We start from the raw sequence: 26,518 nt of genomic DNA on the forward strand, positions 1-26,518 counted from the left end.
TCCGCATGGGCTATCGCAAGCAACTGACCCGGCTTAAGGCGCCTTATCTCAAACGCATCCTGATTGACCCCGAGCGCGTGGAAGATTGGGAAAAATATCCCTGGAACCTGCCGCTGTTCCGCGGCCGCGAATTCGAGCTCGAATTCACCACGCCGATCACCATCATTGTCGGCGAAAACGGCACCGGCAAATCGACGCTGCTGGAAGCGATCGGCGCGGTGGCCGGTTACGACGAAGCCGGCGGCGGCAAGGGCTACATGCCCGTCGACCACTCCGGCGCCATCGACGAGAGTGGTGCAGCGCTTGCCGACACGTTGCGCGGCCACTGGCTGCCGAAGGTCACAGCGGGTTGGTTCTTCCGCGCCGAATCTTTTTACACGGTTGCCCGCTATCTCGATCAGGCGGCGCTGGAATCTGGCGGGGCGCCGCCGGATTTCCTGTCCTGGTCGCATGGTGAAGGGTTCATCCGCTTCTTCGAGGAGCGCTGCCGCCGGCAAGGTATCTACATCCTCGACGAGCCCGAAAGCGCGCTGTCGCCATCGCGGCAGATCGAGCTGCTGAAGATGCTGCGGCGCATGGACCGGTCCGGCACGGCTCAAGTGATCATGGCGACGCACTCGCCGCTGCTGATGGCCTGTCCGGGCGCGCGGCTGTTCCGCATCAGCCGCTTCGGCCTCGACCCCACAGATTTCACCGATACCGATCATTTTCGCATGATGCGCGACTTCTGCACGGACCCGCAGTCCTTTATGGAGGAAGCACTGAGGGAGACCGACGAGTGAATCACGATAGCTACGACAATGCCTATATCGGCGGCATCCTCAATTCTGTGAAGACCATCGCCATGGTCGGCGCGTCGGCCAACGATGTCAGGCCGAGCTTTTTCGTGCTGAAATATCTGCTGGCCAAGGGCTTTTCGGTGTTTCCGATCAATCCGGGGCAGGCCGGCAAGGAAATCCTCGGCCGCATGACCTATGCCAGCCTTGCCGATCTGCCGGAGCCGGTCGACATGGTCGACATCTTTCGCGCCTCTGCATCGGTGCCCGGCATTGTAGATGAGGTGCTGAAGCTCGACCCCTTGCCGAAGGTGATCTGGATGCAGCTTGGCGTGCGCGACGACGAGGCGGCCGCGCGTGCCGAGGCGGCCGGTATCAAGGTGGTGATGAACCGCTGCCCGAAGATCGAATATGGCAAGCTGTCGGGCGAGATCGGCTGGACCGGCGTCAACTCCGGTGTGCTGTCGTCGAAGAAGCCGCTGATGCGGTCGGGATTCCAGAGTTTCGGTGTGCGCCAGAAGTAAGGCAGTGAATGGTGAATGGTGAATAGAAGGATTTTCCTGGAAGCCGGGTAAAGCCGCATATGAGCGGCTTGCAATCAAGGTGGGACTGGCCGACTTTGCGACCACCATTTATCGCTCACCATTCATCATTTCACCATTCACACGTTTACCGCTCAGGGAGGTTTTCGATGACCCGCACGCCCGGTTTCAACACGCTCGCCGTCCATGCCGGCGCCAAGCCCGACCCGGCAACGGGCGCACGCGCCACGCCGATCTACCAGACGACCTCCTTTGTGTTCGACGATGCCGACCATGCCGCCTCGCTGTTCGGGCTGAAGGCCTTCGGCAACATCTACACCCGCATCATGAACCCGACCCAGGCGGTGCTGGAAGAGCGGATCGCGGCGCTCGAAGGCGGCACGGCTGCACTTGCCGTTGCTTCCGGCCATGCCGCACAGGTGATCGTGTTCCACAATCTCATGCGGCCTGGCGATAATTTCGTCGCCGCCACAAGGCTTTACGGTGGTTCGATCAATCAGTTCGGCCATGCCTTCAAGAATTTCGGCTGGGAGGTGCGTTGGGCCGACACCAACGACGTCTCCACCTTCGAAAGCCAGATAGACGACAAGACCAAGGCGATCTTCATCGAGAGCCTGGCCAATCCCGGCGGCACCTTCGTCGACATAGAGAAAATCGGCGACATCGCCCGCAAGCACGGCTTGCCGCTCATCGTCGACAACACGCTGGCCTCGCCCTATCTGGTGCGGCCGATCGAGCATGGCGCCGACATCGTCGTCCATTCGCTGACCAAGTTCATCGGCGGCCACGGCAATTCGATCGGCGGCGCCATCGTCGATGGCGGCACGTTCGACTGGTCGAAATCCGGCAAATATCCGATGCTGTCGGAGCCGCGCCCCGAATATGGCGGCCTTGTCCTGCACGAAACCTTCGGCAATTTCGCCTTCGCCATCGCCGCGCGCGTGCTTGGCCTGCGTGACATCGGCCCGGCGATTTCGCCGTTCAATGCCTTCCTGATCCTGACCGGGCTGGAGACCTTGCCGCTCAGGATGCAACGCCATTGCGACAATGCGATCACCGTAGCCGGCTGGCTGTCCAACCACCCCAAGGTCGCCTGGGTCAACTATCCCGGCCTGCCCAGCGACAAGAACAACGCGCTGCAGAAGAAATACTCGCCGCAAGGCGCCGGTGCTGTCTTCACCTTCGGCCTGAAGGGCGGCTACGAGGCCGGCATCAAGTTCGTCGAGGCGCTCGAACTGTTCTCGCACCTCGCCAATGTCGGCGACACCAAGTCGCTGGTCATCCATCCGGCATCGACCACGCATCGCCAGCTTTCCGACGAGCAGAAGGTCAAGGCGGGTGCGGGACCGGACACGGTCCGGCTTTCCGTCGGCATCGAGGATGTCAACGACATCGTCGCCGATCTGGAACAGGCTTTGGCCAAGGTTTGATTTTTTGAAGTGAGTAGTGAGTAGTGAGTAGTGAGTAGTGAGTAGTAGTCGGTATTAACTAGTTAGCAGTGATTAGTGATTAGCCACCCGCTCGAGGGAGCGCTTTCCGCTCACTACTCACTAATCTGTTGGAGGCAAACCCTGTCCGCGCATTACTTGGCAATATCGACCGACAGCGTCGACGCCGAGATTGGCGCCCCGGCGCCGGATCGTCTGATTGCGGGCGATCCGAAGTTCCGCACCTGGAATGTCGAGGAGCGCGACGGCGGGCTCTATGCCGGCATCTGGGAAGCGACGCCGGGCAAATGGCGCATCGAATATGACGAATGGGAGTTCTGCCACATCCTGTCCGGCGTCTCGGTGGTTGCCGAGGATGGCGGCGAGGCGCGCACGGTCCGGGCCGGCGACAGCTTCGTGCTCAGGCCAGGCTTCAGGGGCAGCTGGGAAGTGCTTGAAACGACCCGCAAGGAGTATGTGATCAAGCTCTGACCGCTCGGTCGCGCTTGGACTTCACAAAAGCCGATCGATGTCAGTGTCGGAAAAGCCGTATCCGCTCATCATCTCCCTGTGCCAGGGACTTCCAAGCAAATCACTGAGACATAAATCGACGCGCTGGAGCAGGGTGGCACTGCCTTTGGCGAGAGCGAAAGCGCCGGGCGCTGGCTGTTTTTCGACTGTCGGGACGTCGAGAGGCGCGTCGGGTCGCCGGCTCAGATAGCCGCGATGCGCGAGCGCTGCACTCGCATAGGCATGCACTACGCCGGCCGCGACGGCGTTAGCTGCTTCGGCCTGAGTGGCAAATATCCTTAGCCGTTCGGGCTGAATAGCGTTTTGCAGGGCCGTCCGGTGCTGGATCTGGCCCGATATGACGCCGATCAGCGCCGTCCGATCATTGGCGACGGACCGATAGCTATCGAAGGCGCGGGGATTGTCTTTCGCGACCAGCAATCCATCCGCCAGCATCCAGATCGGCCTTGTGAAGTCGACCAGCTTCCGGCGGTCGTCGGAAATGAACAGGGCCGGTGGTTATGTCCCACCGATCTTCGGCAAACCCAGGCAGCAGCTCGGCAAACTCGGTCTCGATGGGCAAAAGTTCCAGCCCGAGCGTCAGGCAGACCTCTTGGCCAGTTGGGCATCGCTGCCGCCCAGACGTCCCGATCCGTCGATAAAGCAGAAGGGTGGTTCCTGTAGAAAGGCGAATCTCATTTTCTCGGGCATGCGTCGGCTCCGCCGTCCTCACAAGCTCACAATGAGCCTTTCCAGCCCATGGAAATGATAGGTGTCGCGGAAGCGCGGCTGCTCCGCAAGATGGAGTTGCGGCTGCCGCTCGAACAGGGTTTTCAGCGACACCTGCAACTCCAGCCGCGCCAGCGGCGCACCGATGCAGAAATGGATACCGGCGCCGAACGAGACATTCTTCTGGTCTGGTCGGCCGGGCCGGAAGGCGCCAGGTTCGGCAAGGGCAAGCGGATCATGATTGGCCATGCCGAGCAGCAGGCCGACCGTCTCCCCCGGTTGTACGACAACCCCGGATGTCACCTCGACCTCCTGATAGGCGTAGCGGGTGAACATGTGCAGCGGCGCGTCGAAGCGCAGGCACTCCTCGACCGTCGCAGCGGTTGCTTCCGGCGAGGTGAAGAAACGGCCGGGGTCGTCGCCTTGCGCCAGCAACGTGCGCACGGCGTTGCCGGTTTGATGGACGGTCGCCTCGTGGCCGGCATTGAGCAACAGAACGGCGGACGAGACCAACTCGTCTTCCGACAGCTTCTGGCCATCCTCTTGCGCCGCGATCAGCAGCGACAGCAGGTCGTCGCCAGGCTTCTTGCGCCGCTCAGCGACATAGCCACGCAAAAAGTCGGAAAAATCGCGCGCGGCGCGATTGGCCGCTTCCTCGGTCTCGCGCGTCCGGCCATGCATGTACATGGCCACCATCCGGTGCGACCAGTCGAGCAGTTGCGGCCCCATTTCCACCGGCACGCCAAGCATTCCGGCAATGATGGTGATCGGCAAAGGCGCGGCGAAGCTGGGCAATAGATCGACCTGGCGCGGTTCGAAACGGTCGATCAGTTCATTGGCCAGCGCTTCGACGCGCGGTCTCAGCTGCTCTACCTGGCGCGAGACGAAGGCGCGGTTGACCAGGGTTCTGAGCCTGGTGTGCACCGGCGGCTCCAGCTCCAGCATCGAATTGGTCTCGATGCCGTCGAAGGCGATGAGGTGCGAGCGATCCTCGCCGATGCCGCGGCTGTCGGGAATGCCGGCCGGGTTCTGGCGACCGAAGCGGCGGTCGCGCAACAGCCGGTTGACGTCGTCGAAGCCGCCAAAGCACCAGAAGCCGAATTCCTCCCAGAAGAAGGCATTCGATGCGCCATGCAGGACGGCATAGGCGTCGTAGGGGTTCTGGAAAAACGCCGGTTCGTGCGGATCGAGCCGCAGGCGGCGCGTGGCTGGATCAAAGGCGAGGTAGGGCGGCATGGATGTGGTCATGCCAGACCATTACCGCGGCTTGCCGGCTTGGTGCCAGACCGGATGTTGGCACCCGACGGCCCTATGGATTGAGCCAACCGAGGCGGACCTCGGCGAAGTACCGAAGTCTAATCCTCGCAATGCCTGGCAATATGCACGCGGCGCCAGCTGGTCGAGCCTTCCTGCACCACCACCCGGCGCGCCATCCTCTGGTATGACGGCGCTATCTGGGTGACGTGCCGCCGCTCGGGCCGCACCAGCACTTCATGGGCGACGCTCTCATATTCGGCCGGCAGCACAACCCGGCGGGTGCGCTCCGGTTCAACCACCACCGTTTCGGCCACACGCGCGTAGCGGGCCTTGCGCCACACCTTGCACAGCACCTTGCGGCCGTGGATGACGCGCCATTCCCAGGCATAGCCGCCATCGTCGACCTGGACCGTGCGGTAAACGGTGCGGGTTCTCGCCGGTACGATGTCATAGGTGACTCGGGGCGGCGCGATCTGCTCGACGCGCTCCATGGTGCCATAGATCGGCGGATCATAGTCGACCAACTGCCCGCCGGGACTGACCATGACGTCTTCATAGACGGTGTCATAGAGCGCCGGCCTGTGCACCGGCTCATAGCATTCGGCGGCCCGGCCGCCGGCAACCGCATCGGACACCATGCCGAGACCGGCAAGGCCGGAGATGGCGAGGCAAGCAGTTTTCCTGATCATGGCACTCCCCCTGTTTGAACCCGAAACGTGAGGTTCAACGTTGAACTGTAGGGGAAGGTTCTCCGGGGAAAGCGGTTTCGCCGCATTTCGTTAAGCGACGCGGTTAAGGAATTGCTACACCGCAAAAACGCCGCTGGCCGCGTTCGGACTTTCCTTGCGCGGAAACCTTGATTCGACTTAACCAGATGGCTAGGAGAGGCGGCCTTGCGCTAGGGTGAGCCGGCATCCTATTTACATTCTAACCATCAAGAACCGATTCTGCCCGATTTCCCGGCGCCGGAATCCCCATCTCCAAAAAGGGTAGTCCATGAAGAACCCCGTCGAAACCTACATGAACCTCGTTCCGATGGTGGTCGAGCAGACCAATCGCGGCGAGCGGGCCTACGACATTTTCTCGCGCCTGCTGAAAGAGCGCATCATTTTCATCACCGGCCCGGTCGAAGACGGTATGGCGACGCTGGTTTGTGCACAGCTTTTGTTCCTCGAGGCCGAGAACCCGAAGAAAGAGATCAATCTCTACATCAACTCGCCGGGCGGCGTGGTGACCTCGGGCATGGCGATCTACGACACCATGCAGTTCATCAAGCCGGCAGTGTCGACGCTGTGCATCGGCCAGGCGGCGTCGATGGGCTCGCTGCTTCTGACCGCCGGCCACAAGGACATGCGTTTTGCCACGCCGAACGCCCGTATCATGGTTCACCAGCCTTCCGGCGGTTTCCAGGGCCAGGCCTCCGACATCGAGCGGCACGCACAGGACATCATCAAGCTGAAGCGCCGCCTCAACGAGGTCTACGTCAAACACACCGGCAAGAGCTACGAAGACATTGAAAAGACGCTTGACCGCGACCATTTCATGACCGCCGACGAAGCCAAGGATTTCGGCCTCATCGACAAGGTCATTTCGTCGCGCGAGCCGGTCGAAGGCGCTGTGGCATAAGCGCTGCATGGCAGTTGGATGGCGGGATAACGCGCTTTTGCTGGGATTTGCGGCATTTCGGCCACAATTGGCTGTTCCCTCGGTGGATGGGATTGCCTACGTTAAGGCTATGTTGATTTTCGACGGCTTAGCTTTGTGCAGGGTTGGCGCGAATCATTGCGACGTTTTCTGATTTGTGTTTCGTACGGAATGCGTTGCGGGAGCCGGGACACTGGCGGCGGCGAATTCCCGCGATAGATAGAATATGCGCCCTTTCAGCCAGACCATCGGCGGGCGGCCATGAAAGGACAGGAAAATGAGCAAAGTCGGCAACAACAGCGGTGATTCGAAGAACACGCTTTATTGCTCGTTTTGCGGCAAAAGCCAGCATGAGGTGCGCAAGCTGATCGCCGGCCCAACGGTGTTCATCTGCGACGAGTGCGTCGAGTTGTGCATGGACATCATCCGCGAGGAGAACAAGACCTCGATGGTGAAGTCGCGCGAGGGCGTGCCGACCCCGCAGGAGATCCTGAAGGTTCTCGACGACTATGTCATCGGCCAGCCCTACGCCAAGCGCGTGCTGTCGGTGGCTGTCCACAACCACTACAAGCGCCTGGCGCATGCCGGCAAGAACAACGACGTCGAATTGGCGAAGTCCAACATCCTGCTGATCGGCCCGACCGGCTGCGGCAAGACGCTGCTTGCCCAGACGCTGGCCCGCATCATCGACGTGCCCTTCACCATGGCCGACGCGACGACGCTGACCGAAGCCGGTTACGTCGGCGAGGACGTCGAAAACATCATCCTGAAGCTGCTGCAGTCGGCCGACTACAATGTCGAGCGCGCCCAGCGCGGCATCGTCTACATCGATGAAATCGACAAGATCTCGCGCAAGTCCGACAACCCATCGATCACCCGCGACGTGTCGGGCGAGGGTGTGCAGCAGGCGCTTCTGAAGATCATGGAAGGCACCGTTGCCTCCGTTCCGCCGCAGGGCGGCCGCAAGCATCCGCAGCAGGAGTTCCTGCAGGTCGACACCGCCAACATCCTGTTCATCTGCGGCGGCGCCTTCGCCGGGCTGGACAAGATCATCTCGGATCGCGGCAGGAAGACTTCCATCGGCTTCGGCGCCATCGTGGCTTCGCCCGAGGATCGTCGCACCGGCGACGTGTTCCGCCTGGTCGAGCCCGAGGATCTCTTGAAGTTCGGCCTCATCCCCGAGTTTGTCGGCCGTCTGCCGGTCCTGGCGACGCTGGAAGACCTCGACGAGCCGGCGCTGATCCAGATCCTGACCGAGCCGAAAAACGCGCTGGTCAAGCAGTATCAGCGGCTGTTCGAGATGGAGAGTGTCGACCTGACCTTCCATGAGAATGCGCTGTCGGCGATCGCCAAGCGCGCCATCGAGCGCAAGACCGGCGCCCGTGGCCTCCGCTCGATCATGGAAGCGATCCTGCTCGACACCATGTTCGAACTGCCCGCCCTGGAAGGCGTGCGCGAAGTGGTGATTTCGGAAGAAGTGGTGACCGGCAGCGCCCGGCCGCTCTACATCTATTCCGAGCAGAAGGAAAAGAAGGGCAACGTCAGCGCCTGATCTGGCATCTGGCCTAACCTTTTTATGGAACGGCGCCCGCGGGGCGCCGTTTTGCTGTGGTGAGGTACCGATCCTTGTGACGGAGTGGATGAACGAACGTGTCGACCCTTGATCTTTGCCCCTCGTGCATCCAACTAACATCGGAAGGCCGTGGTGCCGAATTCTGTGCTGTAAAACTCCCGTCACAAACGGTGGTAGGCGGAACGATCCCCGGTCGTTAATATGAGATTCGCGGTTGGCTCGATTAGCGGCCGCGACATGAAAGGTTGGACAATGGCCAAAATATCCAAGGCTCCCAGCGACGGCGTCTTCGCAGTCCTCCCACTGCGCGACATCGTGGTGTTCCCGCACATGATCGTTCCGCTCTTTGTCGGGCGTGAAAAGTCGATCAAGGCGCTGGAAGAGGTTATGGGTCAGGAAAAGCAGATCCTGCTTGCCACCCAGATGAATGCCGCCGATGACGATCCCGAGCCCGATGCGATCTTCGACATCGGCACGCTCGCCAATGTGCTGCAATTGCTGAAGCTGCCCGACGGCACCGTCAAGGTGCTGGTCGAAGGCGCTTCGCGTGCCAAGATCGTCTCGTTCACCGACCGTCCGGACTTCCACGAAGCTACCGCCACGGCGCTGGTCGAGCCGGAGGAGGAAGAGGTCGAGGTCGAGGCGCTCGCCCGTTCGGTCGTCACCGACTTCGAAAACTACGTCAAGCTGAACAAGAAGATCTCGCCTGAAGTGGTGGGCGCCGCCAGCCAGATCGACGACTATTCCAAGCTCGCCGATACGGTTGCCTCGCACCTCGCCATCAAGATCCCCGAGAAGCAGGAGATGCTGGCCACGCTGTCCGTCAAGGAACGGCTGGAAAAGGCGATGGGCTTCATGGAAGCCGAAATCTCCGTCCTGCAGGTGGAGAAGCGCATCCGCTCGCGCGTCAAGCGCCAGATGGAGAAGACGCAGCGCGAATATTACCTCAACGAGCAGATGAAGGCGATCCAGAAGGAGCTCGGCGAAGGCGAGGACGGCCGCGACGAGGCCGCCGAGATCGAGGCGCGCATCAAGAAGACCAAGCTCTCCAAGGAGGCCCGCGAAAAGGCGGAAGCCGAGTTGAAGAAGCTGCGGACGATGTCGCCGATGTCGGCGGAATCGACCGTGGTGCGCAATTATCTCGACTGGATCCTGTCGATCCCGTGGGGCAAGAACTCCAAGGTCAAGCAGGACCTGGCGTTTGCGCAGAACGTGCTCGACACCGATCATTTCGGCCTCGACAAGGTCAAGGACCGCATCGTCGAGTATCTCGCCGTGCAAAGCCGCCAGAAGAAGCTGAAGGGGCCAATCCTGTGCCTCGTCGGCCCTCCCGGCGTCGGCAAGACCTCGCTCGGCAAATCGATCGCCAAGGCGACCGGCCGCGAATTCATCCGCATGGCGCTTGGCGGCGTGCGTGACGAGGCCGAGATCCGTGGTCACCGCCGCACCTATATCGGTTCGATGCCCGGCAAGGTCATCCAGTCGATGAAGAAGGCCAAGAAGTCTAACCCGCTCTTCCTGCTCGACGAGATCGACAAGATGGGCCAGGACTTCCGCGGCGATCCGTCATCGGCCTTGCTCGAGGTGCTCGATCCCGAGCAGAACTCGACGTTCATGGACCATTACCTCGAGGTCGAATACGATCTGTCGAGCGTGATGTTCGTGACGACGGCGAACACGCTGAACATCCCTGCGCCCCTGATGGACCGCATGGAGATCATCCGTATCGCCGGCTACACCGAGGACGAGAAGATCGAGATCGCCAAGCGTCACCTGATGCCCAAGGTGATCCGCGACCATGCCCTGCAGCCGAAGGAATTCTCCGTCGGCGAGGACGCGATCCGCGGCATCATCCAGACCTACACCCGTGAAGCGGGCGTCAGAAGCCTGGAGCGCGAGCTGATGAAACTCGGGCGCAAGGCGGTGACCGAGATCCTGAAGACGAAGAAGAAGACGGTGAGCATCACGGCGGCGAACCTCGCCGATTACCTCGGTGTTCCGCGCTTCCGCTTCGGCCAGGTCGAGGCTGACGATCAGGTCGGTGTCGTCACCGGTCTTGCCTGGACGGAAGTCGGCGGCGAGCTGCTGACGGTCGAAGGCGTCATGATGCCCGGCAAGGGCCGCATGACGGTGACCGGCAATCTGCGCGACGTGATGAAGGAATCGATCTCGGCGGCGGCCTCTTATGTCCGCTCGCGGGCCATCGATTTCGGCATCGAGCCGCCGCTGTTCGACAAGCGTGACATCCACGTCCACTTGCCCGAAGGCGCCACGCCGAAGGACGGTCCGTCTGCAGGTGCTGCCATGGCGACAGCCATCGTGTCTGTCATGACTGGTATTCCGGTCCGGGCCGATGTGGCGATGACTGGCGAGATAACGCTTCGCGGCCGCATCTTGCCGATCGGCGGCCTCAAGGAGAAGCTGCTCGCCGCATTGCGCGGCGGCATCAAGAAGGTGCTGATCCCGGAAGACAACGCCAAGGATCTGGCGGAGATACCGGACAATGTGAAGAACGGTATGGAGATCATTCCGGTCTCACGTGTCGGCGAGGTTCTGAGGCACGCGCTGGTGCGCATGCCGGAGCCGATCGAGTGGGTCGAGCCGGTCAATCCGCCGGCTTCCACCGATACCGTTGACGATGCTGGAAAGTCGCTTGCACATTAGAAACTACTAAAGTTGCAGTGCACAAAGAGAGAGCCGGGCCTTGAGCCCGGCTTTTTCATGTGAAAAACCCACCTTTTCCGGGCTTTTTTCAACTTATTTCCGGCTTTTTGACTTGGGTTTGCGAGCGCTTCTTTCTAAAGTCCCTCTCCTGCCGGATGAGTCGAAAGTTCCGGTTTTCTCATGGAAGGGAATTTTTATGAACAAGAACGAACTGGTTTCCGCTGTCGCTGAATCCGCGAGCATTTCGAAGGGTGACGCACAGTCGGCGGTTGAGGCGGTGTTCTCCGTCATCACTGGCGAACTGAAGAAGGGCGGCGATGTACGGCTCGTCGGCTTCGGAAATTTCACCGTCTCCAAGCGTGCGGCATCGACTGGCCGCAACCCGCAGACTGGCGCGGAAGTGAAGATTCCGGCGCGTACCGTGCCGAAGTTCTCGGCCGGCAAAGGCCTCAAGGACGCGGTCAACTAAAAATTTTTCAGAGAATGTTGAAAAGCCGGGTTCGCCCGGCTTTTCTTTTGCCTCGATGCCAAGGCGAGGCGGCAGGCCGTCAGCCCGCTGAGGCAGGCCGTTAGCCCACCGGCGCATCCGCGCGCATCAGGCCTTCCTGCTTGAGGTCCGCCCACAGCGCCGCGGGCAGCTTGGCATCGAGCAGGGTGCGGTTGCTTTCGACTTCACTCGGCCGCTGGCCGCCGGGGATGACCGACACCACGGAAGGGTGCAGCAGCGGAAACTGCAGCGCCGCCTCGATCAGCCTGACGCCACGGCGCTGGCAGACGGCCTCGATGCGCCCGACGCGTTCCATGATGTCCCTTGGCGCCTCGGAGTAATTGTAATAGGCGCCTGGCTTTGGCCCGGTCGCCAGGATGCCGGAATTGTAAGGACCGCCGAGAACGATGCCGATGCCGCGTTGCTCACAGAGCGGCAGGAAGGTGGCAAGCGCTTCCTGTTCCAGAAGCGTGTAGCGCCCGGCCAGCAGGAACAGGTCGAAGTCGCCACGCTCCGCCAGCGTCTGGCAAACCTCCCATTCGTTGATGCCGCCGCCGAAGGCCTTGATCACGCCCTGGTCGCGCAGCGCAACCAGTCCGTTGTAGCCCGAGGCCATGAATTCCTCGATGCGCTGGTCTGACGCCTCCTTGCTGCCATGGGTGAAGATGTCGAGGTCATGGACGAAAAGGATGTCGATGCGGTCGACGCCAAGCCGTTCCAGCGACGCCTCGAACGAGCGCATGACGCCGTCATAGCTGTAGTCGTAGACCTCCTTGCGCGTCGGTGTGTCGAAGAACTTGCCGATGCCGGTTCGTTCCTCCGGCGGGCAGGCGCGCAACAGGCGACCGACCTTGCTCGACAGCACATAGTCGTCGCGCTTCCTACCACGCAGGAAGGCATTGAGGCGTGTTTCGGCAAGGCCCAGGCCATAGAGCGGCGCGGTGTCGTAGTAACGGCAGCCGGTCGCCCACGCCGCCTCCAGCGTCGCGTTGGCATCCTCGTCGGGGACGGCGCGGTAAAGGTTGCCGAGCGGCGCGCTGCCGAAGCCAAGCTCGGTGAAGTCGAGGCCGCCATTGCCGATGCGGTCGAAATGCCGTGTCTTCATGTCGTGCTGATTTCCTGGATTGATTGTCTGACATGACACTATCACGCCGCTGGCTCAGCAAAAGCCGCCATGGCCGTTGGACAGGCATTTTCGCGGTGATAGCATGAACAAAAACAAGCCTTTTTCCGAAAGCGCGCAACCCGAAATCACCGGCCACAACCCAGCCGGACAGATGGGACTCTCATGACGAATGCCGGCTCGGATATGTTTTCGACGGCCCTGCAAGAGCTGGGCTCCGTACTGGCGCGCGTCGACGAAGCCGGCATCGACACCGCCTGCGAAACCCTGGCCCGCGCGCAAAAGATCGTCGTCTATGGCTGCGGCCGCGAGGCCTTGCAGCTCAAGGGTTTCGCCATGCGCCTCTATCACCTCGGGCTTGAGGTGTCGGTGGTCGGCGACATGAACACGCCACCGCTTGGCGCAGCCGATGTCTTCCTGGTCAGTTCCGGCCCGGGCGAGACGACGACGGTGCTCACCTTGATGCAAGTCGCCCGCAAGGCCGGCGCCACCGTGCTTTTGCTGACCGCCGAGGCAGGCAGCAGTGCGGTCGCCCTTGCCGACTTCACATTGCTGATCCCGGCGCAGACCATGGCGCGTGACCAGGGGCCGCAAAAGACATCGCTGCTGCCGATGGGCTCGGTCTTCGAAGGGGCGCTGTTCCTGCTGTTCGAGGTGATGGTGCTGAAGCTCAAGGCGCTGACCGGCCAGTCGTCCGAGGCCATGCGCACCCGCCACACCAACATGGAATAGATCATGCGCTACGAACTGATGCTGCCGCACCAGATCCGCAAGGCGATCGCCGAGAACTGGCCGGTCGCTCTCCCGCTCGGCGTGCTCGAATATCACGGCGAGCACATGGCTGTCGGCATGGACACGCTGGCCGTCATCAAGACGCTGGAGCTCTACGAGAAGGAGGCCGACATCGTCATCCTGCCGGCTTTCTACTACGGTGCGGCGAGCTATGTGGTGGCAGCACCCGAAGGCAACGGCTCGGTGCAGGTCGGCGGCAACCAGCTGGCGCCGTTCGCCGAAGAATTGTTCTACAGCCTGCTGCGCATCGGCTTTCGTAACATCAACGCCATCATCCACCACCAGACCGAGAACTTTGCCGCCGGCATGCCGACCGATCTCGCCTTCAAGGCCGCCGGCCGCCAGGCGATCTTCCGCTTCCTCGAGAAGCAGCGCGGCGAGGGCTGGTGGGGCTCAGACGAGATGGCCGATTATTATGCCGGGCACGCCGCCGGCGAGAATTTCTTCAACTGGGTGCAGGTGCACCCGCTAATGTCGGCTGCCATGAACGGGAAGTATCCGTTCGATCATGCCGGCATCGGCGAGACGTCGCTGATGCTGGCGCTGTGTCCGGAAGCGGTCGATGCCGGGCGTTATACGGACAATACAAGCTGGTACACGGCGAGTGGCAAGGACGCCTCAGCGGAGCTTGGGCAGAAGGGCGTGGCGATGATCATGGATCATCTCAGGGAAATCCTGAGGCGCTAGCTACGAGATTGTCGGGCGGCTTTCGTATTTTCGTTATCTTAGGGTGTGCGCCGCGTCGCTTCGCTCCTTGCTTCGCCCTAGGATGACGAAGCGATGGGGGGCTGCCTCTCGCCTACTTCACCGCGCCAGCCGTCATGCCCATGATGAGATAGCGTTCAAGCGCAATCCCGATGACCGCCAGCGGTGCGATCGCGGCGGTGGCAAGCGCCGCCATCGACCACCAGTTGATGCCTTGCGAGCCGGTCTGGCTCGCCACCATCACCGGGATGGTCTTGGCGTCCGTCGAGGTCAGCAGTGCCGCAAAAAAGTACTCGTTCCAGCACAGCACCATCGCCAGGATGAAAGCGGCGACCATGCCTGGCAGCGCAATCGGCATGACGATGCGGAAAAAAGCGCCCCAGATCGAGAGGCCGTCGACCAGCGCTGCCTCCTCGAGCTCGACGGGGATCGAGTTGAACTGGTCGCGCATGATCCAGATGACGATCGGCAGCACCATCAGCGTGTAGAGCAGGATCAGGCCGATGCGGGTGTCGAGCAGGCCGACTTCCCGGTAAAGCACCAGGAAGGGCAGGGCCAGCACCACCGGCGGCAGGATCAGCTGCGACAGGAAGAAGAAGGAGATGTCCTCGTTCTTGAACCAGGCGAACTGATAGCGATACCGGGTCAGCCCATAGGCGGCGAGGCTGCCGATGACGATGGCGAGGCTCGATGCGCCGACCGAGGTGATGACCGAATTCATGAAGCGCTTGAAAAACTCCTCGCGCACCGTCGAGGTCTGGAAGATCGAATCCGGCGACAGGCCGAGCGAGCGCCAGCCCTTCCAGTCCGGCTGGAAGTCGACGAACGGGATGAGGTGTCCTTGCGTGACGTCGACCGCGGTCTTGAACGAGGTGGTGATCGTCCAGTAGATCGGGAACAGGCAGATGAAGGCCCAGAACGCCAGCGCGCCATAGATGAAGATGCGATTGGCCAGAAAACCTAGCGGTGAGCGGATTTCCGAGGCAGCATAGTCGGTGGTCTGGACGCTCATTGTGCCTCGTCAGTTCACGTTGCGCACGAAGCGATTTGCGAATTTCAACAGCCAGGTCACGAACACGACGATGATGACGAGATAGGCCATCGCCAGCATGGTGCCGTAGCCGACATTCGAACGGTCGCGGTATTCGCGGTAGATGAAGCTCGACACCGAATCCGTGGCGCCGCCGGGCCCGCCGGAGGTCACGGTGATGATGATGTCGGCGAGCTTCAACTTGAAGATGATGCGCAGGATCACCGCTGTGACCGACACCGGCAGCATCAGCGGGAAGGTGACCTGCCAGAAAGTCTGCCAGGGCGTGGCGCCATCGACGCGCGCCGCTTCCAGCACGTCGCGCGACATCGCCTGCAAGCCGGCCAGCAGCATGATCATCATGAACGGGATGAAGGTCCAGGCGTCGAGCACCATGATCGAGATGCGGGCGGTGATCGGGTTGGAGAAGAAGGCGGGGTTTTCCCAGCCGAGATGGCGCGCCAGCGTCGCCGCCGGCCCGAAACGGTATTCCATCAGCGATTTGCCGATCATCCAGGATACCGCGACCGGCGACAGCATCAGCGGCATCAGGAAGACGACTCGAAAGAATTTGCGCGCCCGGATCTGCGCGTTGAGCAGCAGCGCCAGGCCGAAGGCAATCACATACTCAACCAGCACGGCGAGCACATAAAGCACCATGTTGAACAGCGCGTTGCGGTAGTAGGGATCGGCCAGCATCTGCCAGAAATTGTCGAGCCCGTTGAACTTGCGGCCGGAAAAGGACGACAGGTTCCAGTCGGTCAGCGCGATATAGAAGCCGAACAGCGTCGGGAAGATCACCATGGCGATGGTGAACAGCAGCGCCGGCAGCAGGAACAGCGCGCGCTGGCCGTCCTCGCCGCGCGTCAGCACCTGGCCGATGCCGAGCGCCACCCCCCACAGAACATAGGCATAGACGATGGGACGCCAGGTCTCGAAGCCGAGCGTGGTGATCTCGTTCTTGTAGAGGATCTCAAACGCGATCACCGCCAGCAGGCCAAGCGTGGCGGCCGCCATCAGGGCAAAACCCGCCCGCTTGCGGGCCGGCGAGATCAGATCGGCTGGGCCGGCGTTGGCCGGCCATGCATTGGTGGTCTGGTCAGCCACGCGTCCCCGTCCGTTTAAAAAATCAAGCCTGCGACCGGCCCGAGCCGGTCAGGTCCGGCGGCTTGCACCGCCGGACCTGTTGTCACGATAGGATCAGCCTACACGCCGAGCGAGGCCTTGTAGAGCTTGATCTGGTTTTCGCGGCCGATCTGGTCGGTCAGCTTCTCCCAGGCCGCGGCAATGGCGTCGGCGCCTTCCTGCGCCTTCATCTTGCCGGCGAATGTGTTAGCCAGAATGTCCTCGGCAGCCGAATAGTACTGGAAGATGCCGGGGATGCGCGGTTCGATCGCCGCGTTCGGATGGTTGTAGCTGTCGGCTTCCGACTTCAGATACGAGGTGATGAACGCCTCGTCGTAGCCTGCCGCCACCCATTCGGGAATGTCGAAATGCGAGTTGCGGTAGGGCTGGAAGCCGGACGGATACATCGCCGTCCAGATTGACAGGTCCTTGCCGCCGAGATGAGCGGCGGCCGACCATGCCGCTTTCTTCTTCTTTTCGTCGCTGTCGACGCGGGCCATGACATAGACGCCCCAGCCGAGATAGGCGCAGTTCGGCGCATAGTTCGGGCCGCTGGCGAGCTTGTCCCAAGCGCCGGTCTTGGCATTGTAGACGTCGTCGGACCCCGGCAGGATCGAGAAGCCGGTGACGTCGCCGATGACCGAGCTATCGTTGGTCTTGACGTTGGAGCCGACGTCGCCCCACCAGGTGACCATCGAACCGGTGCCGGCCAGGAACTGCTGGAAGGCTGTCGTGTTCGGGTCGGCGTTGATCTGGTCGGCGGGCTCCGAAGGCAGCGCGTCGATGACGTCCTGGATGGCTCGCACCCAGGCTGGGTTGTTGATGCGCGGCTTCATCGTGTCGGCATCGAACAGCCAGGCCTTGTCGTCGGGATGCTTGGCATAGGCGGTGGCGCGGCTGCCGAGGAAGTAGAAGCCGAAACCGCCCCAGGCCTTGGGCGCATCGAGATAGCCGAAGACGTCCTGGTCCTTGAACTTCTTGCCCTTGAGGAATTTTGTGACGGCCTGGACTTCCTGCCAGGTCTTCGGCACGCCCCATTCGGTGGTCGCGCCGCCGTCCTTCCACGCCTTGGCGAGGTCGGCATCGGCAAACACGTCGGTGCGGTAATTGAAGTTGTGCGCATCGCCGTCGACGGTGATCCGGTACTGCTTGCCGTCCCAGGTGCCGACCGGCGGCTGCAGATAGGCCACGACATCCTTCATGTCGATCTGCTCTTTGACCCAGTCGGGCATCTCGGACGTCAGGCCCTTGCCGCAGACATCGCCTTCGAAGGGCGCGCCCATCTCGATGATATCGAAGTCGACGGTGCCGGTGGCGATCGACTGCTGCAGGCGGGCATTGTAGTCGGCCTGCGCCAGGTCGATCCAGCTGATCTTGGCGCCGGTATAGGCCTCCCACGGCTTCAGGAAACCGCGGAACAGCACATTGTGCAGGTTCTGGTTGTTGAGGCCCATGAAGGTGAGCTCGACGCCGGCGAATTCGCCTTCCTTGACGTTGGCCTTGGTGGCTTCCAGGCAGAGTTCGCCGACCTTCTGGAAATCGGCATCCGTCGGCTGACCCTTGCCGACGCCGGGGATCTGCAGAATTTTGGAGCGTAGCTCGCTGGCGGCTTCAGCCGGGCGGGTGAAAGCGCCGAGCCCAGCGCCCGATGCGGCGGCGATCGCGGCCATCGAGGCCGCGCCTTTGAGTATGTCACGCCGGGTGGCACCCGCGCGGACGAGTTTTTCGTACAGACCGACTCTCATCTATTCCTCCCAGAACAACAGTCGTGAATTAAAATGCCAATCCCTCCGACGCCGAAACGTCGGCGGTTCTCCTTTATCATACGGGGACGTGGGACCCCACCCTGCGTCGCCTGGAGCTCCGATTTCCGGATAAAAATCCGACTGCCGGATTGGCAACAGCTAATATTTGCGTAATCGATTACCTTGTCAACACGAATGGCTTTTTATCGATAACATACCGACTTGCCCTTGCCGTTGGCAATGGCTAGCTTCACCGCGAGAAAAGGGGGGACGATGGCTCAAGTCGCGATCAGCAATGTGGCCAAGGCGTTCGGAACCGTCAAGGTCCTGCACGAGGTCAGCGTCGATATCGCCGATGGCCAGTTCGTGGTGTTGGTCGGCCCGTCGGGCTGCGGCAAGTCCACGCTGCTCAGGATGGTGGCCGGGCTGGAGACCGTCTCCGGCGGCACGATCGCCATTGGCGAGCGCATCGTCAACAATCTGCCGCCGGCCAAGCGCGACATCGCCATGGTGTTCCAGAACTACGCGCTCTATCCGCACAAGACGGTGGAGCAGAACATGGCGTTTGCGCTGAAGCTGCGCAAGACCGATCCAGCCGTGGTCGCCGAGCGGGTCAAGCGCGCCGCCGACATTCTCGACCTCAATCCGTACCTGAAACGTTATCCGCGCCAGCTATCCGGCGGCCAGCGCCAGCGCGTCGCCATGGGCCGCGCCATCGTGCGCAATCCGCAGGTCTTCCTGTTCGACGAGCCGCTCTCCAATCTCGACGCCAAGCTGCGCGTGCAGATGCGCACCGAGATCAAGGAACTGCACCAGCGGCTGAAGACCACCACCATCTACGTCACCCACGATCAGATCGAGGCCATGACCATGGCCGACAAGATCGTGGTCATGCGCGACGGCCGCATCGAGCAAGTCGGCGCGCCGTTGGAATTGTTCGACCGGCCGGCCAATCTGTTTGTCGCCGGCTTCATCGGCTCGCCGTCGATGAACCTGCTCAAAGGCGTGGTGCGCAAGGGCGACAAGGTCGAGATAGCAGGCACGCTGTTCCCGATTGCGGCCGGCAGCGCCGCCAAGGAGGGCCAGGCCGTGGTCTATGGCGTGCGGCCCGAGCATCTCGAAATTCATCCCGACGGCGTGCCGGCAAAAATCTCGGTGGTCGAACCGACCGGTTCCGAAACGCTGGTCTTCGTACGTTTCGGCGAGGGCGAGATGGTGGCGCTGTTTCGCGAGCGCCACGACTTCAAGCCCGGCGACACGCTCAATCTCAAGCCGCGCCTCGACCAGGTCCATCTCTTCGACGCCGAGACGGGCAACCGGCTCTGATTTCCAATCAACTTTGACCAAACTGTTTGACGAGGACTGCCATGCTCAAAGGGATCAACCCATTGCTCAATGCCGATGTGCTCCAAGCGCTCAGGGCAATGGGACACGGCGACGATCTGATCATCGCCGACACCAATTTCCCCGCCGATTCGGTGGCAAAGCAGACCGTGCTCGGCAAGCTGCTGCACATCGACGCCTCGGCGGCCGATGTGGTCAAGGCGGTGCTGTCGCTCTGTCCGCTGGACACTTTCGTCGACGATGCGGCCGCGCGCATGGAGATCGTCGGCAAGCCGGACGAGATCCCGCCGGTGCAAAAAGAGGTGCAGAAGGAGATCGACAAGGCGGAAGGCAAGGCCTGGCCGATGATCTCGGTCGAGCGCTATGCCTTCTACGAGCGCGCCAAGAAAGCCTATTGCGTCATCCAGACCGGCGAGCGCCGCTTCTATGGCTGCTTCGCCTTTCGCAAGGGCGTCGTGCCGCCGGACGCCGAGTAGGGCCATGGCGTCGGGCAAACCTGTCGTCATTCTGGGCGTTTTCGTCGCCGACACCGCCTACCGCGCCGATCGACAGCCGCGCATGGGTGAAACCATTCTTGGTAATTCCTTCAAGCTGGGACCGGGCGGCAAGGGCTCGAACCAGGCGGTGGCGGCAGGCAAGCTCGGCGCGGACGTCACCTTCCTGACCCGGCTTGGCGTCGATGCTTTCGCCGACATGGCCAAGGCGACCTGGGCAGAGGCGAGCGTCAAATCCGCCGTCATCGAGACGCCGCAAAGCTATACCGGCGCGGCCTATATCTTCATCGAGGAGACAACCGGCAACAACGCCATCATCGTCAGCCCGGGTGCGGCGATGCTGATCTCGCCTGAAGACATCGAGGCCAATGCCGGCCTGATCCGTGGAGCCGGCGTCTTCGTCATCCAGCTCGAACAGCCGATCGACGCGGCACTGCGCGCACTCGAGATCGCGCGCGGGGCAGGGGTGACCACCATTCTCAATCCGGCGCCAGCGGCCAAGCTGCCGGACCGCATCTACACGCTGTGCGACTATGTGACCCCCAACGAAACCGAGGCCGAGGAACTGACCGGCATCAAGGTTTCTTCGATCGACGACGCTCGCCGCGCCGCCGACAGCCTGCTCAAAAAAGGCGTCGGCTCGGTCATCATCACGCTCGGCGAAAAAGGCGCGCTGCTGCACACGGCCGCTCGGTCCGACCATGTCCCGGTGGTCAATGCCGGCCCGGTGGTCGAAACCACCGGTGCGGGCGATGCCTTCAATGGCGGCCTGGCCGCCGCACTCGCCAAAGGCGTGGAGCCGCTGCAAGCCGTCCGCTTCGCCTGCGCCGTCGCCGGCATTTCGGTGACAAGGCCGGGTACGGCGCCATCCATGCCGACGCTGCAGGAAGTCGAGGCGCTGCTGGCCGAGGGGTGAGGTCGTTGCGGGAGAGATCGAGTTCAGATCCGACCGGATCTGAATTGCCTCATGCAAGACCAAGATTCTAGACGATTATGTCACATTTCTCCTGAGGAGAAATGGCGCGAGTGACGGGGCGCGAACCCGCGACCTCCGGCGTGACAGGCCGGCGAAAACCCCTGATTAATCAACGAATGGTTTCAATTCCTCACGCTCTCGAATTTTCGGGAAAAAGCGCGAAATTGAAACTTGCCTATCAGAACTCCTCGTCAACTCCGCGAGGTATTCACTTTGATCGACGCCTCCGCTGCTGCCAGGCTAGCGGCTGGACCGGGACAGACTGCTCCCGGCGACTTCTGGATCGGCTGGAGACGGCAGATCGATGCGCTCGTACCGCCGGATTCCGGGTCATCGTTCCCGACCAGAGGGGCTACAACACCAGTGACAAGCCGAAAGCCATCCGTGAATACACGCTCCCCAAGCTCGTCGGCGATGTCGTTGCCATCGCCGACGCACTCGGCATCGGAAGGTTTCACCTCGTCGGTCATGACTGGGGCGGTATCGTCGCCTGGGCCGCAGGCGCAAAGCTGCCGCACCGCCTGGAAAGGCTCGTCATCCTGAACGCGCCCCATCCCGAGGTGCTGCTTGCCCATTCCTTGCGATCTCCGACCCAGTTCCTGCGGAGCAGCTATGCGGCCTTCTTCCAGTTCCCCTTGCTGCCGGAGGCTTTTCTGGGGGCGGGGCGCTCGGCTCTGCTGGCACGGGCGCTCATCAAATCCAGCCGAACAGATGCCTTCACGGCGGAGGAAATCGCAGAGTATCGGCAGGCCTGGGAACGGCCGGGGGCGCTGACAGGCATGCTCAACTGGTATCGGGCGCTGCGCTTCCGCCCAAGCCTGAAGGAGCGGATCACGACGCCGACCCTTGTACTGTGGGGGATGCAGGACCAAGCTCTGGAATATGGCCTGGCCGAGCGCAGTCTGGCCCTTTGCAACGATCGGGGCCTGCAGACGTTCGAGAAGGCGACGCATTGGGTACAGCGCGAAGAGGCCAGCGCGGTGAATGCCGCGCTTCTGGCGTTCCTGGACGGCTGAGATGCCGTTCCGTTCTGTAGGTGGCCTGATTCGCCGTGATCTCCTGACCGTGCTCGCTGCCGCGGTCACAACCCACCACCTTACCTCCTCTGCTGATGCAGCATTGGCAGAGGCCTCAACGGAGCATCCGATGCCACACGTCGTCCTTCTCGGGGATTCGATCTTTGACAACGCTGCCTATGTCGCGCGCGGGCCTGACGTAGTGCGGCAGCTGCGGGAGCGCTTGCCGGAGGGGTGGCGTGCAACGCTAAACGCCGTCGACGGCGCCGTCACAAGCGGCGTCGAGCGGCAGCTTGAACGGCTCCCCCAGGATGCTAGCCATCTTGTCGTCAGCGTCGGTGGCAATGATGCTCTTCGTCATGCAGGGATTCTGGAGCAGGGGGCCCGTTCGGTGGCCGAGGTTCTGGACAGGATCAGCGATATCCGGGAGGAATTCGAGCACGACTACTGTACGATGCTCGAGGGGGCGCTGGGCCAAAACCTACCCACCGCTGTCTGCACGATCTACGAGGCGCGCTTTCCCGACCCACAGCGTCGTAGACTTGCCGCAACTGCCCTGACGGTCCTCAACGACGTCATCACCCGGGCGGCGTTCTCGCGCGGTTTGCCGCTCGTCGACCTGCGCTTGGTATCGAATGAGGACGCGGACTTCGCGAATCCTATCGAACCGTCAGTGCAAGGCGGCGCGAAGATCGCGGCAGCCATCGCGGCACTTGTAGTCGAGCACGATTCAGCCGGACGTCGGTCGGTGGTCTTCGTCGGCTAAACGGCGTAATCCCGCCCGATCGTCTGCACTCCCGATGGTCGGTCGGACTGAAAGCAACAATTCAGACGGCCAGCACGATCTTGCCTTGAATACTGCCGTCGGCGGCGCGCTCATGTGCGCGCGATGCCTCGGCCAGCGTGAATGTGCTGTCGATGACGACACGCACAAGGCCGTCGTCGAGCAGGCGGGCGGCTTTTGCCAACTGCGCGCCATTGGATCGAACCTGTGTGGATGAGACCGTGATCCCCAGCCTCTCTGTCTCTTCGTGACCAGCGAAGCCCAGTGGGTTGACCAGGAACAGCGCGCCGCCCGGCTTCAGAACATGGAAGAAGCGCTCCATGTCCGCGCCGCCCACCGCGTCGAGGACAAGGTCGACGTCTCGGACGACATCTTCCGCCGCGGTTGTCTTGTAGTCGATGAATTGATCCACGCCGAGATCGCGCATCAGCGCCTCGTTCTTGGCCGATGTCACCGCGATGACGCGCGCGCCCCGCCATTTCGCCAACTGGACGGCCAGATGCCCGACACCGCCTCCGGCACCATTGATGAGCACCGTCTTGCCGTCGAGGGGCACCGGCTCATGCGGTAAGGGCTGGAACGGATTCGGCTCGTCGTGGCCAAGTTCGATCAAGAACTGCCATGCCGTCAGAAGCGACATCGGCGCACCAGCCGCATGAATATGGTCGATGCCGGCTGGTTTCAACGCAACATGCGATGCCGGCACACTGACATAATGCGCGTAGGCATTGCTACCCGTCATCAAGTTATCGGGGAAGCGAACCATTGCGTAGACCTCGTCCCCGATGCTGAACTCAGCGACGTCAGCGCCAACCGCTTCAATGACGCCCGACACGTCCGTGCCGAGAATCAGTGGGAAGGACGCGTTGGGTCGCCATTCTGGCGGCAATGCGCGATAGCCATCCCGCAGATACCAGTCGGGCGGATTAAGCCCGGCCGCCTGGACTCGGACAAGCACCTCGCCGGGCTTCACACCCGGCCTAGGCGCGTCTTCGTACACCAGCATCTCGGGACCACCGAATGCGTGCAGACGGACTGCCTTCATCTTATCGCTCATTGGTGAAATCTCCGCTCATCCATGTCATTGGAGCGAATCTAGCGGCATGACCGCCGGTTGATAATCGGTGCCGATGGCGGTTAAGTAATGCCATGGCGGAACATATCACTTTGGATCGGCTCACTGGCATCATCGCCTTCGCGCGTGCGGGATCGCTCGGCAGCTACACGGCAGCGGCGCGCGCGCTGTCGATTTCCCCGTCGGCGGTCAGCAAGAGCGTCCAGCGGCTCGAGCGGCATTTAGGAGTGTCGCTGTTTACCCGTACAACGCGCTCGCTCACCTTCACGCCCGAAGGGCGCGACCTGCATGAGCGCGCGCTGCGTCTGCTACGCGAGGCCGAGGAAATAGAGCAGGCGGCAATGACCGCGCGCTCCGAACCATCGGGCACGTTGCGCGTGGCCGCGTCGCTGCCGATCGGACTGCATCTGATCGCTCCGGCTTTACCGGCTTTCCGTCGGCTCCATCCGAACCTGATCGTCGATCTCAGGCTGGGTGACCAGATGGTGGACATGATCGAGGAAGGGATCGATGTCGCCATACGCATCGGTGATCTGGCTGACACCCGGCTACTATCACGCAAGCTCGCACCCCATCGGCTTTGCTGCTTCGCCTCGCCAGCCTATCTCGAGGAACGCGGCACACCGACCCATCCCGATCACCTGGAAGGGCACGACACCGTCGACCTTCGATATCAGAGCACAGGCCAGGCCTTTCGCTGGCCCTTCCGGATTGGCGACCGTGAAATCGAGATCGTGCCCAATTCCGGTGTGGTCGCCGATGCCAGCGATGCCGTGCTCATCATGCTGGCAGCCGGCGGTGGGATAGGCATAGGCGCCTCCTTCATGGCGGCTCCCTATGTGAAGCGCGGCGAACTGGTCCCAGTGCTGTCCACGTTCGCGGTCGAGCGAAACAATGTCACCGTGCTCTGGCCGGCAAGCCGACGCGCCAACCCCGCCGTGCGCGCCTTTCTGACCATGCTCGACGCCGCTTTCACTCTGCGAATGGCAGCTTCAAGCATCGACTGATCTGGCGCGGAAGGGTCGCTAAAGGGCGAAAGCGTCAATCACTGCTGATTGGCTGAACGGCAGCTATTCCGGGCACAACGTCCAAAAGCTGCTATTCCGTTTCGGCCCCACTACAGGCCGCCCCTCCTCGTCGAATAGCATTAGACTAGTTGATCGGCTACAACGACCTAGAGTGCTAGCAACGGGGAGGGCACATGTCGGCGAGTGCTTACGCATTGACTGGCTTCATCTCGTGGGCGCTGGCCCTGCTGATCGTGATGGAAGTTATCCGGAGCTACCTGGTGATCTCTGGGCAAGTCCCGGCAAACGGCTTTACGCCAGATAACGGAGCCCTCTCCCCGTTTATGCGGAGGTTAGCCCGTGCCCACGCCAACTGCATTGAAGGGCTTCCAATCTTCGGAGGTCTGCTCGGAGTCGCGATCATCATTTCAAAGACAGATGTCACGGATCCCTTGGCCTCCACGATGTTAGGCGCACGTATAGTGCAGTCGGTGATCCACCTCGTCTCAACCAGCCAACTCGCGGTCAGTCTCAGGTTCACCGCGTTCGCTGTGCAAATGGTGATTGGTGCGTATTGGTGCTGGTTGCTTTTGATCTGAAGAGTGGCGGAGCCCCGACGCAAAAGTGGGCCACCTCGATTCCGGGAGCCTTGGCAAACCCACTCCGGATCGTGACCCGAAAGACTGTCCCTTTTGACAGGCGAGCGAACCGCAAAACTGGCAGTGGCAAAACCGCCGTTGAGGCATGATATTGCTGTTGGATTTTGGGGCTACTCCCCAGCTTCGGAGAAGGATCGGCGTTCAGAGAGCAATTTGCACGCCTGGGCGCTGCGGCGCTCCCCAGCTTTTGGCCACACGCACGCCCTGCAAACGCTCGGCTCAAGAGCGCCTGGCAGCGGAGCAGAGAATTGTTGGACTTTGTGAGTGTTAGAGGGAGAGGAACTGAGATTCAACCTTCTCCACCTGCACTTGTTCCTTGCACGCTGGCCTCAGCAGCACCTAATCCTGCCACCCAACCTGGAGGAGCAAGCCAGTGCTACCGAGCTATGTAGACACCGATCGGCTCGCGCTGTAGCCATAGGCCTCCGCCCGTCGGGGTTCACCGGCGCCGGGGTGGGGGGGCGGCCTAGGTGTTTAGTCCCAAGGTTTGATGGGTTGGATCATCGTTCGGGCTCTTTTGTCCAGATTTTGCAGATGTATTCAAAGGGCGTGAGGCCCTTGAGGGTCTTCAGTCGACGGCCGAAATTATAGGCTAAGACGAAATCGGCGAGATGCTGGCGCAGTTGGTCATGGCTCTCGTAGTAGAAGCGTTTGACGGTCGCATCCTTGATCGTGCGGTTCATGCCTTCGACCTGGCCGTTGGTCCATGGGTGCCTTGGCTTTGTCGTTCGGTGGTCGATATCGGCCTTGGCGCAAGTATGTTCGAAGGCGTGCGCCCATATGATTTCTCCCGCCGCCATGGCTTCCTTGATCAGCGGAACGGCCGAGCCGCCGGCACCTGGGGTCGTGAACTGAATGCCGTTGTCGGTAAGCACTGTGTGGATCTTGTAAGGGACAGCATCAAGAAGATGGCGCAGGAAATCGGCGGAGACCGCTGTCGTTGCCTTCTCGTGCAGCTCGACGAAAGCGAACTTCGAGGTCCGATCTATGGCCACGAACATATGCAGCTTGCCCTGCTCGGTTCGGACCTCGGC

Annotated in this window: 25 protein-coding genes and 1 pseudogene; 17 read left to right on the forward strand and 9 right to left on the reverse strand. The window is 61.7% G+C overall.

What is annotated here, in order from left to right:
• Positions 1 to 5 precede the first annotated feature (5 nt).
• The 4 genes from NKJ76_RS27105 (at position 6) to NKJ76_RS27120 (ending at position 3,237) form a co-directional block, all read left to right on the forward strand.
• Entirely contained in the window at positions 6 to 782 is a 777-nt protein-coding gene (locus tag NKJ76_RS27105) for an AAA family ATPase (RefSeq protein ID WP_023682312.1), read from the forward strand.
• The gene (locus tag NKJ76_RS27110) at positions 779 to 1,300 is read left to right on the forward strand and encodes a CoA-binding protein (protein ID WP_023711525.1); all 522 of its coding nucleotides are present in this window, start codon (positions 779 to 781) and stop codon (positions 1,298 to 1,300) included. The genes NKJ76_RS27105 and NKJ76_RS27110 overlap by 4 nt, the downstream gene beginning before the upstream one ends.
• A gap of 167 nt (positions 1,301 to 1,467) precedes the next feature.
• Entirely contained in the window at positions 1,468 to 2,748 is a 1,281-nt protein-coding gene (locus NKJ76_RS27115; RefSeq protein WP_023682310.1) for an O-acetylhomoserine aminocarboxypropyltransferase, read from the forward strand.
• 156 nt (positions 2,749 to 2,904) lie between these two features.
• Complete coding sequence (locus NKJ76_RS27120; protein ID WP_502902352.1) at positions 2,905 to 3,237, forward strand: cupin domain-containing protein; 333 nt, start codon at positions 2,905 to 2,907, stop codon at positions 3,235 to 3,237.
• Positions 3,238 to 3,258: 21 nt separating this feature from the next.
• Here NKJ76_RS27120 and NKJ76_RS27125 read toward each other — a convergent pair whose 3' ends face one another.
• The 3 genes from NKJ76_RS27125 to NKJ76_RS27135 all read right to left on the reverse strand — a co-directional run bounded on the left by NKJ76_RS27125 (position 3,259) and on the right by NKJ76_RS27135 (position 5,930).
• Positions 3,259 to 3,711 (reverse strand): type 2 periplasmic-binding domain-containing protein, encoded by a 453-nt coding sequence (locus tag NKJ76_RS27125; protein WP_245263056.1) that lies wholly within the window; start codon positions 3,709 to 3,711, stop codon positions 3,259 to 3,261.
• A 273-nt stretch (positions 3,712 to 3,984) separates the two neighbouring features.
• Positions 3,985 to 5,232 (reverse strand): cytochrome P450, encoded by a 1,248-nt coding sequence (locus NKJ76_RS27130; RefSeq protein WP_352538788.1) that lies wholly within the window; start codon positions 5,230 to 5,232, stop codon positions 3,985 to 3,987.
• A 107-nt stretch (positions 5,233 to 5,339) separates the two neighbouring features.
• Positions 5,340 to 5,930 (reverse strand): hypothetical protein, encoded by a 591-nt coding sequence (locus NKJ76_RS27135; protein WP_023689466.1) that lies wholly within the window; start codon positions 5,928 to 5,930, stop codon positions 5,340 to 5,342.
• 307 nt (positions 5,931 to 6,237) lie between these two features.
• On the opposite strand from NKJ76_RS27135, the gene clpP reads away from it, so the two are divergent.
• The 4 genes from clpP (at position 6,238) to NKJ76_RS27155 (ending at position 11,591) form a co-directional block, all read left to right on the forward strand.
• Entirely contained in the window at positions 6,238 to 6,867 is a 630-nt protein-coding gene (clpP, locus tag NKJ76_RS27140; protein WP_023669420.1) for an ATP-dependent Clp endopeptidase proteolytic subunit ClpP, read from the forward strand.
• Positions 6,868 to 7,162: 295 nt separating this feature from the next.
• Positions 7,163 to 8,437, forward strand: a complete 1,275-nt coding sequence (gene clpX / locus NKJ76_RS27145; protein ID WP_023682305.1) for an ATP-dependent Clp protease ATP-binding subunit ClpX — start codon at positions 7,163 to 7,165, stop codon at positions 8,435 to 8,437.
• Between the two features lie 273 nt (positions 8,438 to 8,710).
• The gene (gene lon, locus NKJ76_RS27150) at positions 8,711 to 11,122 is read left to right on the forward strand and encodes an endopeptidase La (RefSeq protein WP_023682304.1); all 2,412 of its coding nucleotides are present in this window, start codon (positions 8,711 to 8,713) and stop codon (positions 11,120 to 11,122) included.
• A gap of 196 nt (positions 11,123 to 11,318) precedes the next feature.
• Positions 11,319 to 11,591 carry an HU family DNA-binding protein gene (locus NKJ76_RS27155; protein WP_023669423.1) on the forward strand — a complete coding sequence of 91 codons (273 nt, stop codon included), beginning with the start codon at positions 11,319 to 11,321 and terminating at the stop codon, positions 11,589 to 11,591.
• Between the two features lie 100 nt (positions 11,592 to 11,691).
• Here the strand turns inward: NKJ76_RS27155 and NKJ76_RS27160 are convergent, their stop codons facing one another.
• Complete coding sequence (locus NKJ76_RS27160; protein ID WP_352538789.1) at positions 11,692 to 12,714, reverse strand: aldo/keto reductase; 1,023 nt, start codon at positions 12,712 to 12,714, stop codon at positions 11,692 to 11,694.
• A gap of 183 nt (positions 12,715 to 12,897) precedes the next feature.
• On the opposite strand from NKJ76_RS27160, the gene NKJ76_RS27165 reads away from it, so the two are divergent.
• Both NKJ76_RS27165 and NKJ76_RS27170 read left to right on the forward strand, forming a co-directional pair.
• On the forward strand, positions 12,898 to 13,464 hold the full coding sequence (locus NKJ76_RS27165) for an SIS domain-containing protein (RefSeq protein ID WP_352538790.1): 567 nt from the start codon (positions 12,898 to 12,900) through the stop codon (positions 13,462 to 13,464).
• A 3-nt stretch (positions 13,465 to 13,467) separates the two neighbouring features.
• Positions 13,468 to 14,211 carry a creatininase family protein gene (locus NKJ76_RS27170; protein ID WP_352538791.1) on the forward strand — a complete coding sequence of 248 codons (744 nt, stop codon included), beginning with the start codon at positions 13,468 to 13,470 and terminating at the stop codon, positions 14,209 to 14,211.
• Positions 14,212 to 14,323: 112 nt separating this feature from the next.
• On the opposite strand, the gene NKJ76_RS27175 is transcribed toward NKJ76_RS27170, so the two are convergent.
• The 3 genes from NKJ76_RS27175 to NKJ76_RS27185 form a co-directional block, all read right to left on the reverse strand.
• Positions 14,324 to 15,241, reverse strand: coding sequence for a carbohydrate ABC transporter permease (locus NKJ76_RS27175; protein WP_023669427.1), 918 nt, complete (start codon positions 15,239 to 15,241; stop codon positions 14,324 to 14,326).
• Positions 15,242 to 15,250: 9 nt separating this feature from the next.
• The gene (locus NKJ76_RS27180) at positions 15,251 to 16,366 is read right to left on the reverse strand and encodes a carbohydrate ABC transporter permease (RefSeq protein ID WP_023689462.1); all 1,116 of its coding nucleotides are present in this window, start codon (positions 16,364 to 16,366) and stop codon (positions 15,251 to 15,253) included.
• 98 nt (positions 16,367 to 16,464) lie between these two features.
• The gene (locus NKJ76_RS27185) at positions 16,465 to 18,129 is read right to left on the reverse strand and encodes an ABC transporter substrate-binding protein (RefSeq protein ID WP_023682299.1); all 1,665 of its coding nucleotides are present in this window, start codon (positions 18,127 to 18,129) and stop codon (positions 16,465 to 16,467) included.
• A 273-nt stretch (positions 18,130 to 18,402) separates the two neighbouring features.
• Here NKJ76_RS27185 and NKJ76_RS27190 point away from each other — a divergent pair, with 273 nt between their 5' ends.
• From NKJ76_RS27190 to NKJ76_RS27210, 5 genes are all read left to right on the forward strand, one after another.
• A complete protein-coding gene (locus tag NKJ76_RS27190) occupies positions 18,403 to 19,455 on the forward strand; it encodes an ABC transporter ATP-binding protein (protein WP_352538792.1) in 1,053 nt (350 codons plus the stop codon).
• A 41-nt stretch (positions 19,456 to 19,496) separates the two neighbouring features.
• Positions 19,497 to 19,949 (forward strand): RbsD/FucU family protein, encoded by a 453-nt coding sequence (locus NKJ76_RS27195; RefSeq protein ID WP_352538793.1) that lies wholly within the window; start codon positions 19,497 to 19,499, stop codon positions 19,947 to 19,949.
• 4 nt (positions 19,950 to 19,953) lie between these two features.
• The gene (gene rbsK, locus NKJ76_RS27200) at positions 19,954 to 20,883 is read left to right on the forward strand and encodes a ribokinase (RefSeq protein ID WP_352538794.1); all 930 of its coding nucleotides are present in this window, start codon (positions 19,954 to 19,956) and stop codon (positions 20,881 to 20,883) included.
• Positions 20,884 to 21,107: 224 nt separating this feature from the next.
• Positions 21,108 to 21,959: an alpha/beta fold hydrolase gene (locus NKJ76_RS27205; RefSeq protein WP_352538795.1), complete on the forward strand. Its 852-nt coding sequence runs from the start codon at positions 21,108 to 21,110 to the stop codon at positions 21,957 to 21,959.
• A 1-nt stretch (position 21,960) separates the two neighbouring features.
• A complete protein-coding gene (locus tag NKJ76_RS27210) occupies positions 21,961 to 22,725 on the forward strand; it encodes an SGNH/GDSL hydrolase family protein (protein WP_352538796.1) in 765 nt (254 codons plus the stop codon).
• Between the two features lie 61 nt (positions 22,726 to 22,786).
• Here NKJ76_RS27210 and NKJ76_RS27215 read toward each other — a convergent pair whose 3' ends face one another.
• Positions 22,787 to 23,800: an NADP-dependent oxidoreductase gene (locus NKJ76_RS27215; protein WP_352538797.1), complete on the reverse strand. Its 1,014-nt coding sequence runs from the start codon at positions 23,798 to 23,800 to the stop codon at positions 22,787 to 22,789.
• A gap of 92 nt (positions 23,801 to 23,892) precedes the next feature.
• Between NKJ76_RS27215 and NKJ76_RS27220 the strand changes: the two genes are divergently transcribed.
• Positions 23,893 to 24,825, forward strand: a complete 933-nt coding sequence (locus NKJ76_RS27220; RefSeq protein ID WP_352538798.1) for a LysR family transcriptional regulator — start codon at positions 23,893 to 23,895, stop codon at positions 24,823 to 24,825.
• A 194-nt stretch (positions 24,826 to 25,019) separates the two neighbouring features.
• On the forward strand, positions 25,020 to 25,424 hold the full coding sequence (locus NKJ76_RS27225) for an MAPEG family protein (protein WP_023682292.1): 405 nt from the start codon (positions 25,020 to 25,022) through the stop codon (positions 25,422 to 25,424).
• A 526-nt stretch (positions 25,425 to 25,950) separates the two neighbouring features.
• Here NKJ76_RS27225 and NKJ76_RS27230 read toward each other — a convergent pair.
• Positions 25,951 to 26,518 (reverse strand): annotated as a pseudogene (locus NKJ76_RS27230) (integrase core domain-containing protein); the annotation flags it as partial.

The organism is Mesorhizobium sp. M0029, from assembly GCF_040323735.1.
GTDB lineage: Bacteria > Pseudomonadota > Alphaproteobacteria > Rhizobiales > Rhizobiaceae > Mesorhizobium.

Bases quoted from the DNA above. Each gene is read 5' to 3' on its own strand.
- NKJ76_RS27220 (WP_352538798.1), top strand. From the start codon at position 23,893: ATGGCGGAACATATCACTTTGGATCGGCTCACTGGCATCATCGCCTTC.
- clpP (WP_023669420.1), top strand. From the start codon at position 6,238: ATGAAGAACCCCGTCGAAACCTACATGAACCTCGTTCCGATGGTGGTC.
- NKJ76_RS27115 (WP_023682310.1), top strand. From the start codon at position 1,468: ATGACCCGCACGCCCGGTTTCAACACGCTCGCCGTCCATGCCGGCGCC.
- NKJ76_RS27215 (WP_352538797.1), bottom strand. From the start codon at position 23,800: ATGAGCGATAAGATGAAGGCAGTCCGTCTGCACGCATTCGGTGGTCCC.
- NKJ76_RS27170 (WP_352538791.1), top strand. From the start codon at position 13,468: ATGCGCTACGAACTGATGCTGCCGCACCAGATCCGCAAGGCGATCGCC.
- NKJ76_RS27125 (WP_245263056.1), bottom strand. From the start codon at position 3,711: ATGCTGGCGGATGGATTGCTGGTCGCGAAAGACAATCCCCGCGCCTTC.
- NKJ76_RS27155 (WP_023669423.1), top strand. From the start codon at position 11,319: ATGAACAAGAACGAACTGGTTTCCGCTGTCGCTGAATCCGCGAGCATT.
- NKJ76_RS27105 (WP_023682312.1), top strand. From the start codon at position 6: ATGGGCTATCGCAAGCAACTGACCCGGCTTAAGGCGCCTTATCTCAAA.
- NKJ76_RS27225 (WP_023682292.1), top strand. From the start codon at position 25,020: ATGTCGGCGAGTGCTTACGCATTGACTGGCTTCATCTCGTGGGCGCTG.
- NKJ76_RS27195 (WP_352538793.1), top strand. From the start codon at position 19,497: ATGCTCAAAGGGATCAACCCATTGCTCAATGCCGATGTGCTCCAAGCG.
- NKJ76_RS27160 (WP_352538789.1), bottom strand. From the start codon at position 12,714: ATGAAGACACGGCATTTCGACCGCATCGGCAATGGCGGCCTCGACTTC.
- NKJ76_RS27185 (WP_023682299.1), bottom strand. From the start codon at position 18,129: ATGAGAGTCGGTCTGTACGAAAAACTCGTCCGCGCGGGTGCCACCCGG.
- NKJ76_RS27135 (WP_023689466.1), bottom strand. From the start codon at position 5,930: ATGATCAGGAAAACTGCTTGCCTCGCCATCTCCGGCCTTGCCGGTCTC.
- clpX (WP_023682305.1), top strand. From the start codon at position 7,163: ATGAGCAAAGTCGGCAACAACAGCGGTGATTCGAAGAACACGCTTTAT.
- rbsK (WP_352538794.1), top strand. From the start codon at position 19,954: ATGGCGTCGGGCAAACCTGTCGTCATTCTGGGCGTTTTCGTCGCCGAC.
- NKJ76_RS27165 (WP_352538790.1), top strand. From the start codon at position 12,898: ATGACGAATGCCGGCTCGGATATGTTTTCGACGGCCCTGCAAGAGCTG.
- NKJ76_RS27210 (WP_352538796.1), top strand. From the start codon at position 21,961: ATGCCGTTCCGTTCTGTAGGTGGCCTGATTCGCCGTGATCTCCTGACC.
- NKJ76_RS27175 (WP_023669427.1), bottom strand. From the start codon at position 15,241: ATGAGCGTCCAGACCACCGACTATGCTGCCTCGGAAATCCGCTCACCG.
- NKJ76_RS27130 (WP_352538788.1), bottom strand. From the start codon at position 5,232: ATGACCACATCCATGCCGCCCTACCTCGCCTTTGATCCAGCCACGCGC.
- lon (WP_023682304.1), top strand. From the start codon at position 8,711: ATGGCCAAAATATCCAAGGCTCCCAGCGACGGCGTCTTCGCAGTCCTC.
- NKJ76_RS27190 (WP_352538792.1), top strand. From the start codon at position 18,403: ATGGCTCAAGTCGCGATCAGCAATGTGGCCAAGGCGTTCGGAACCGTC.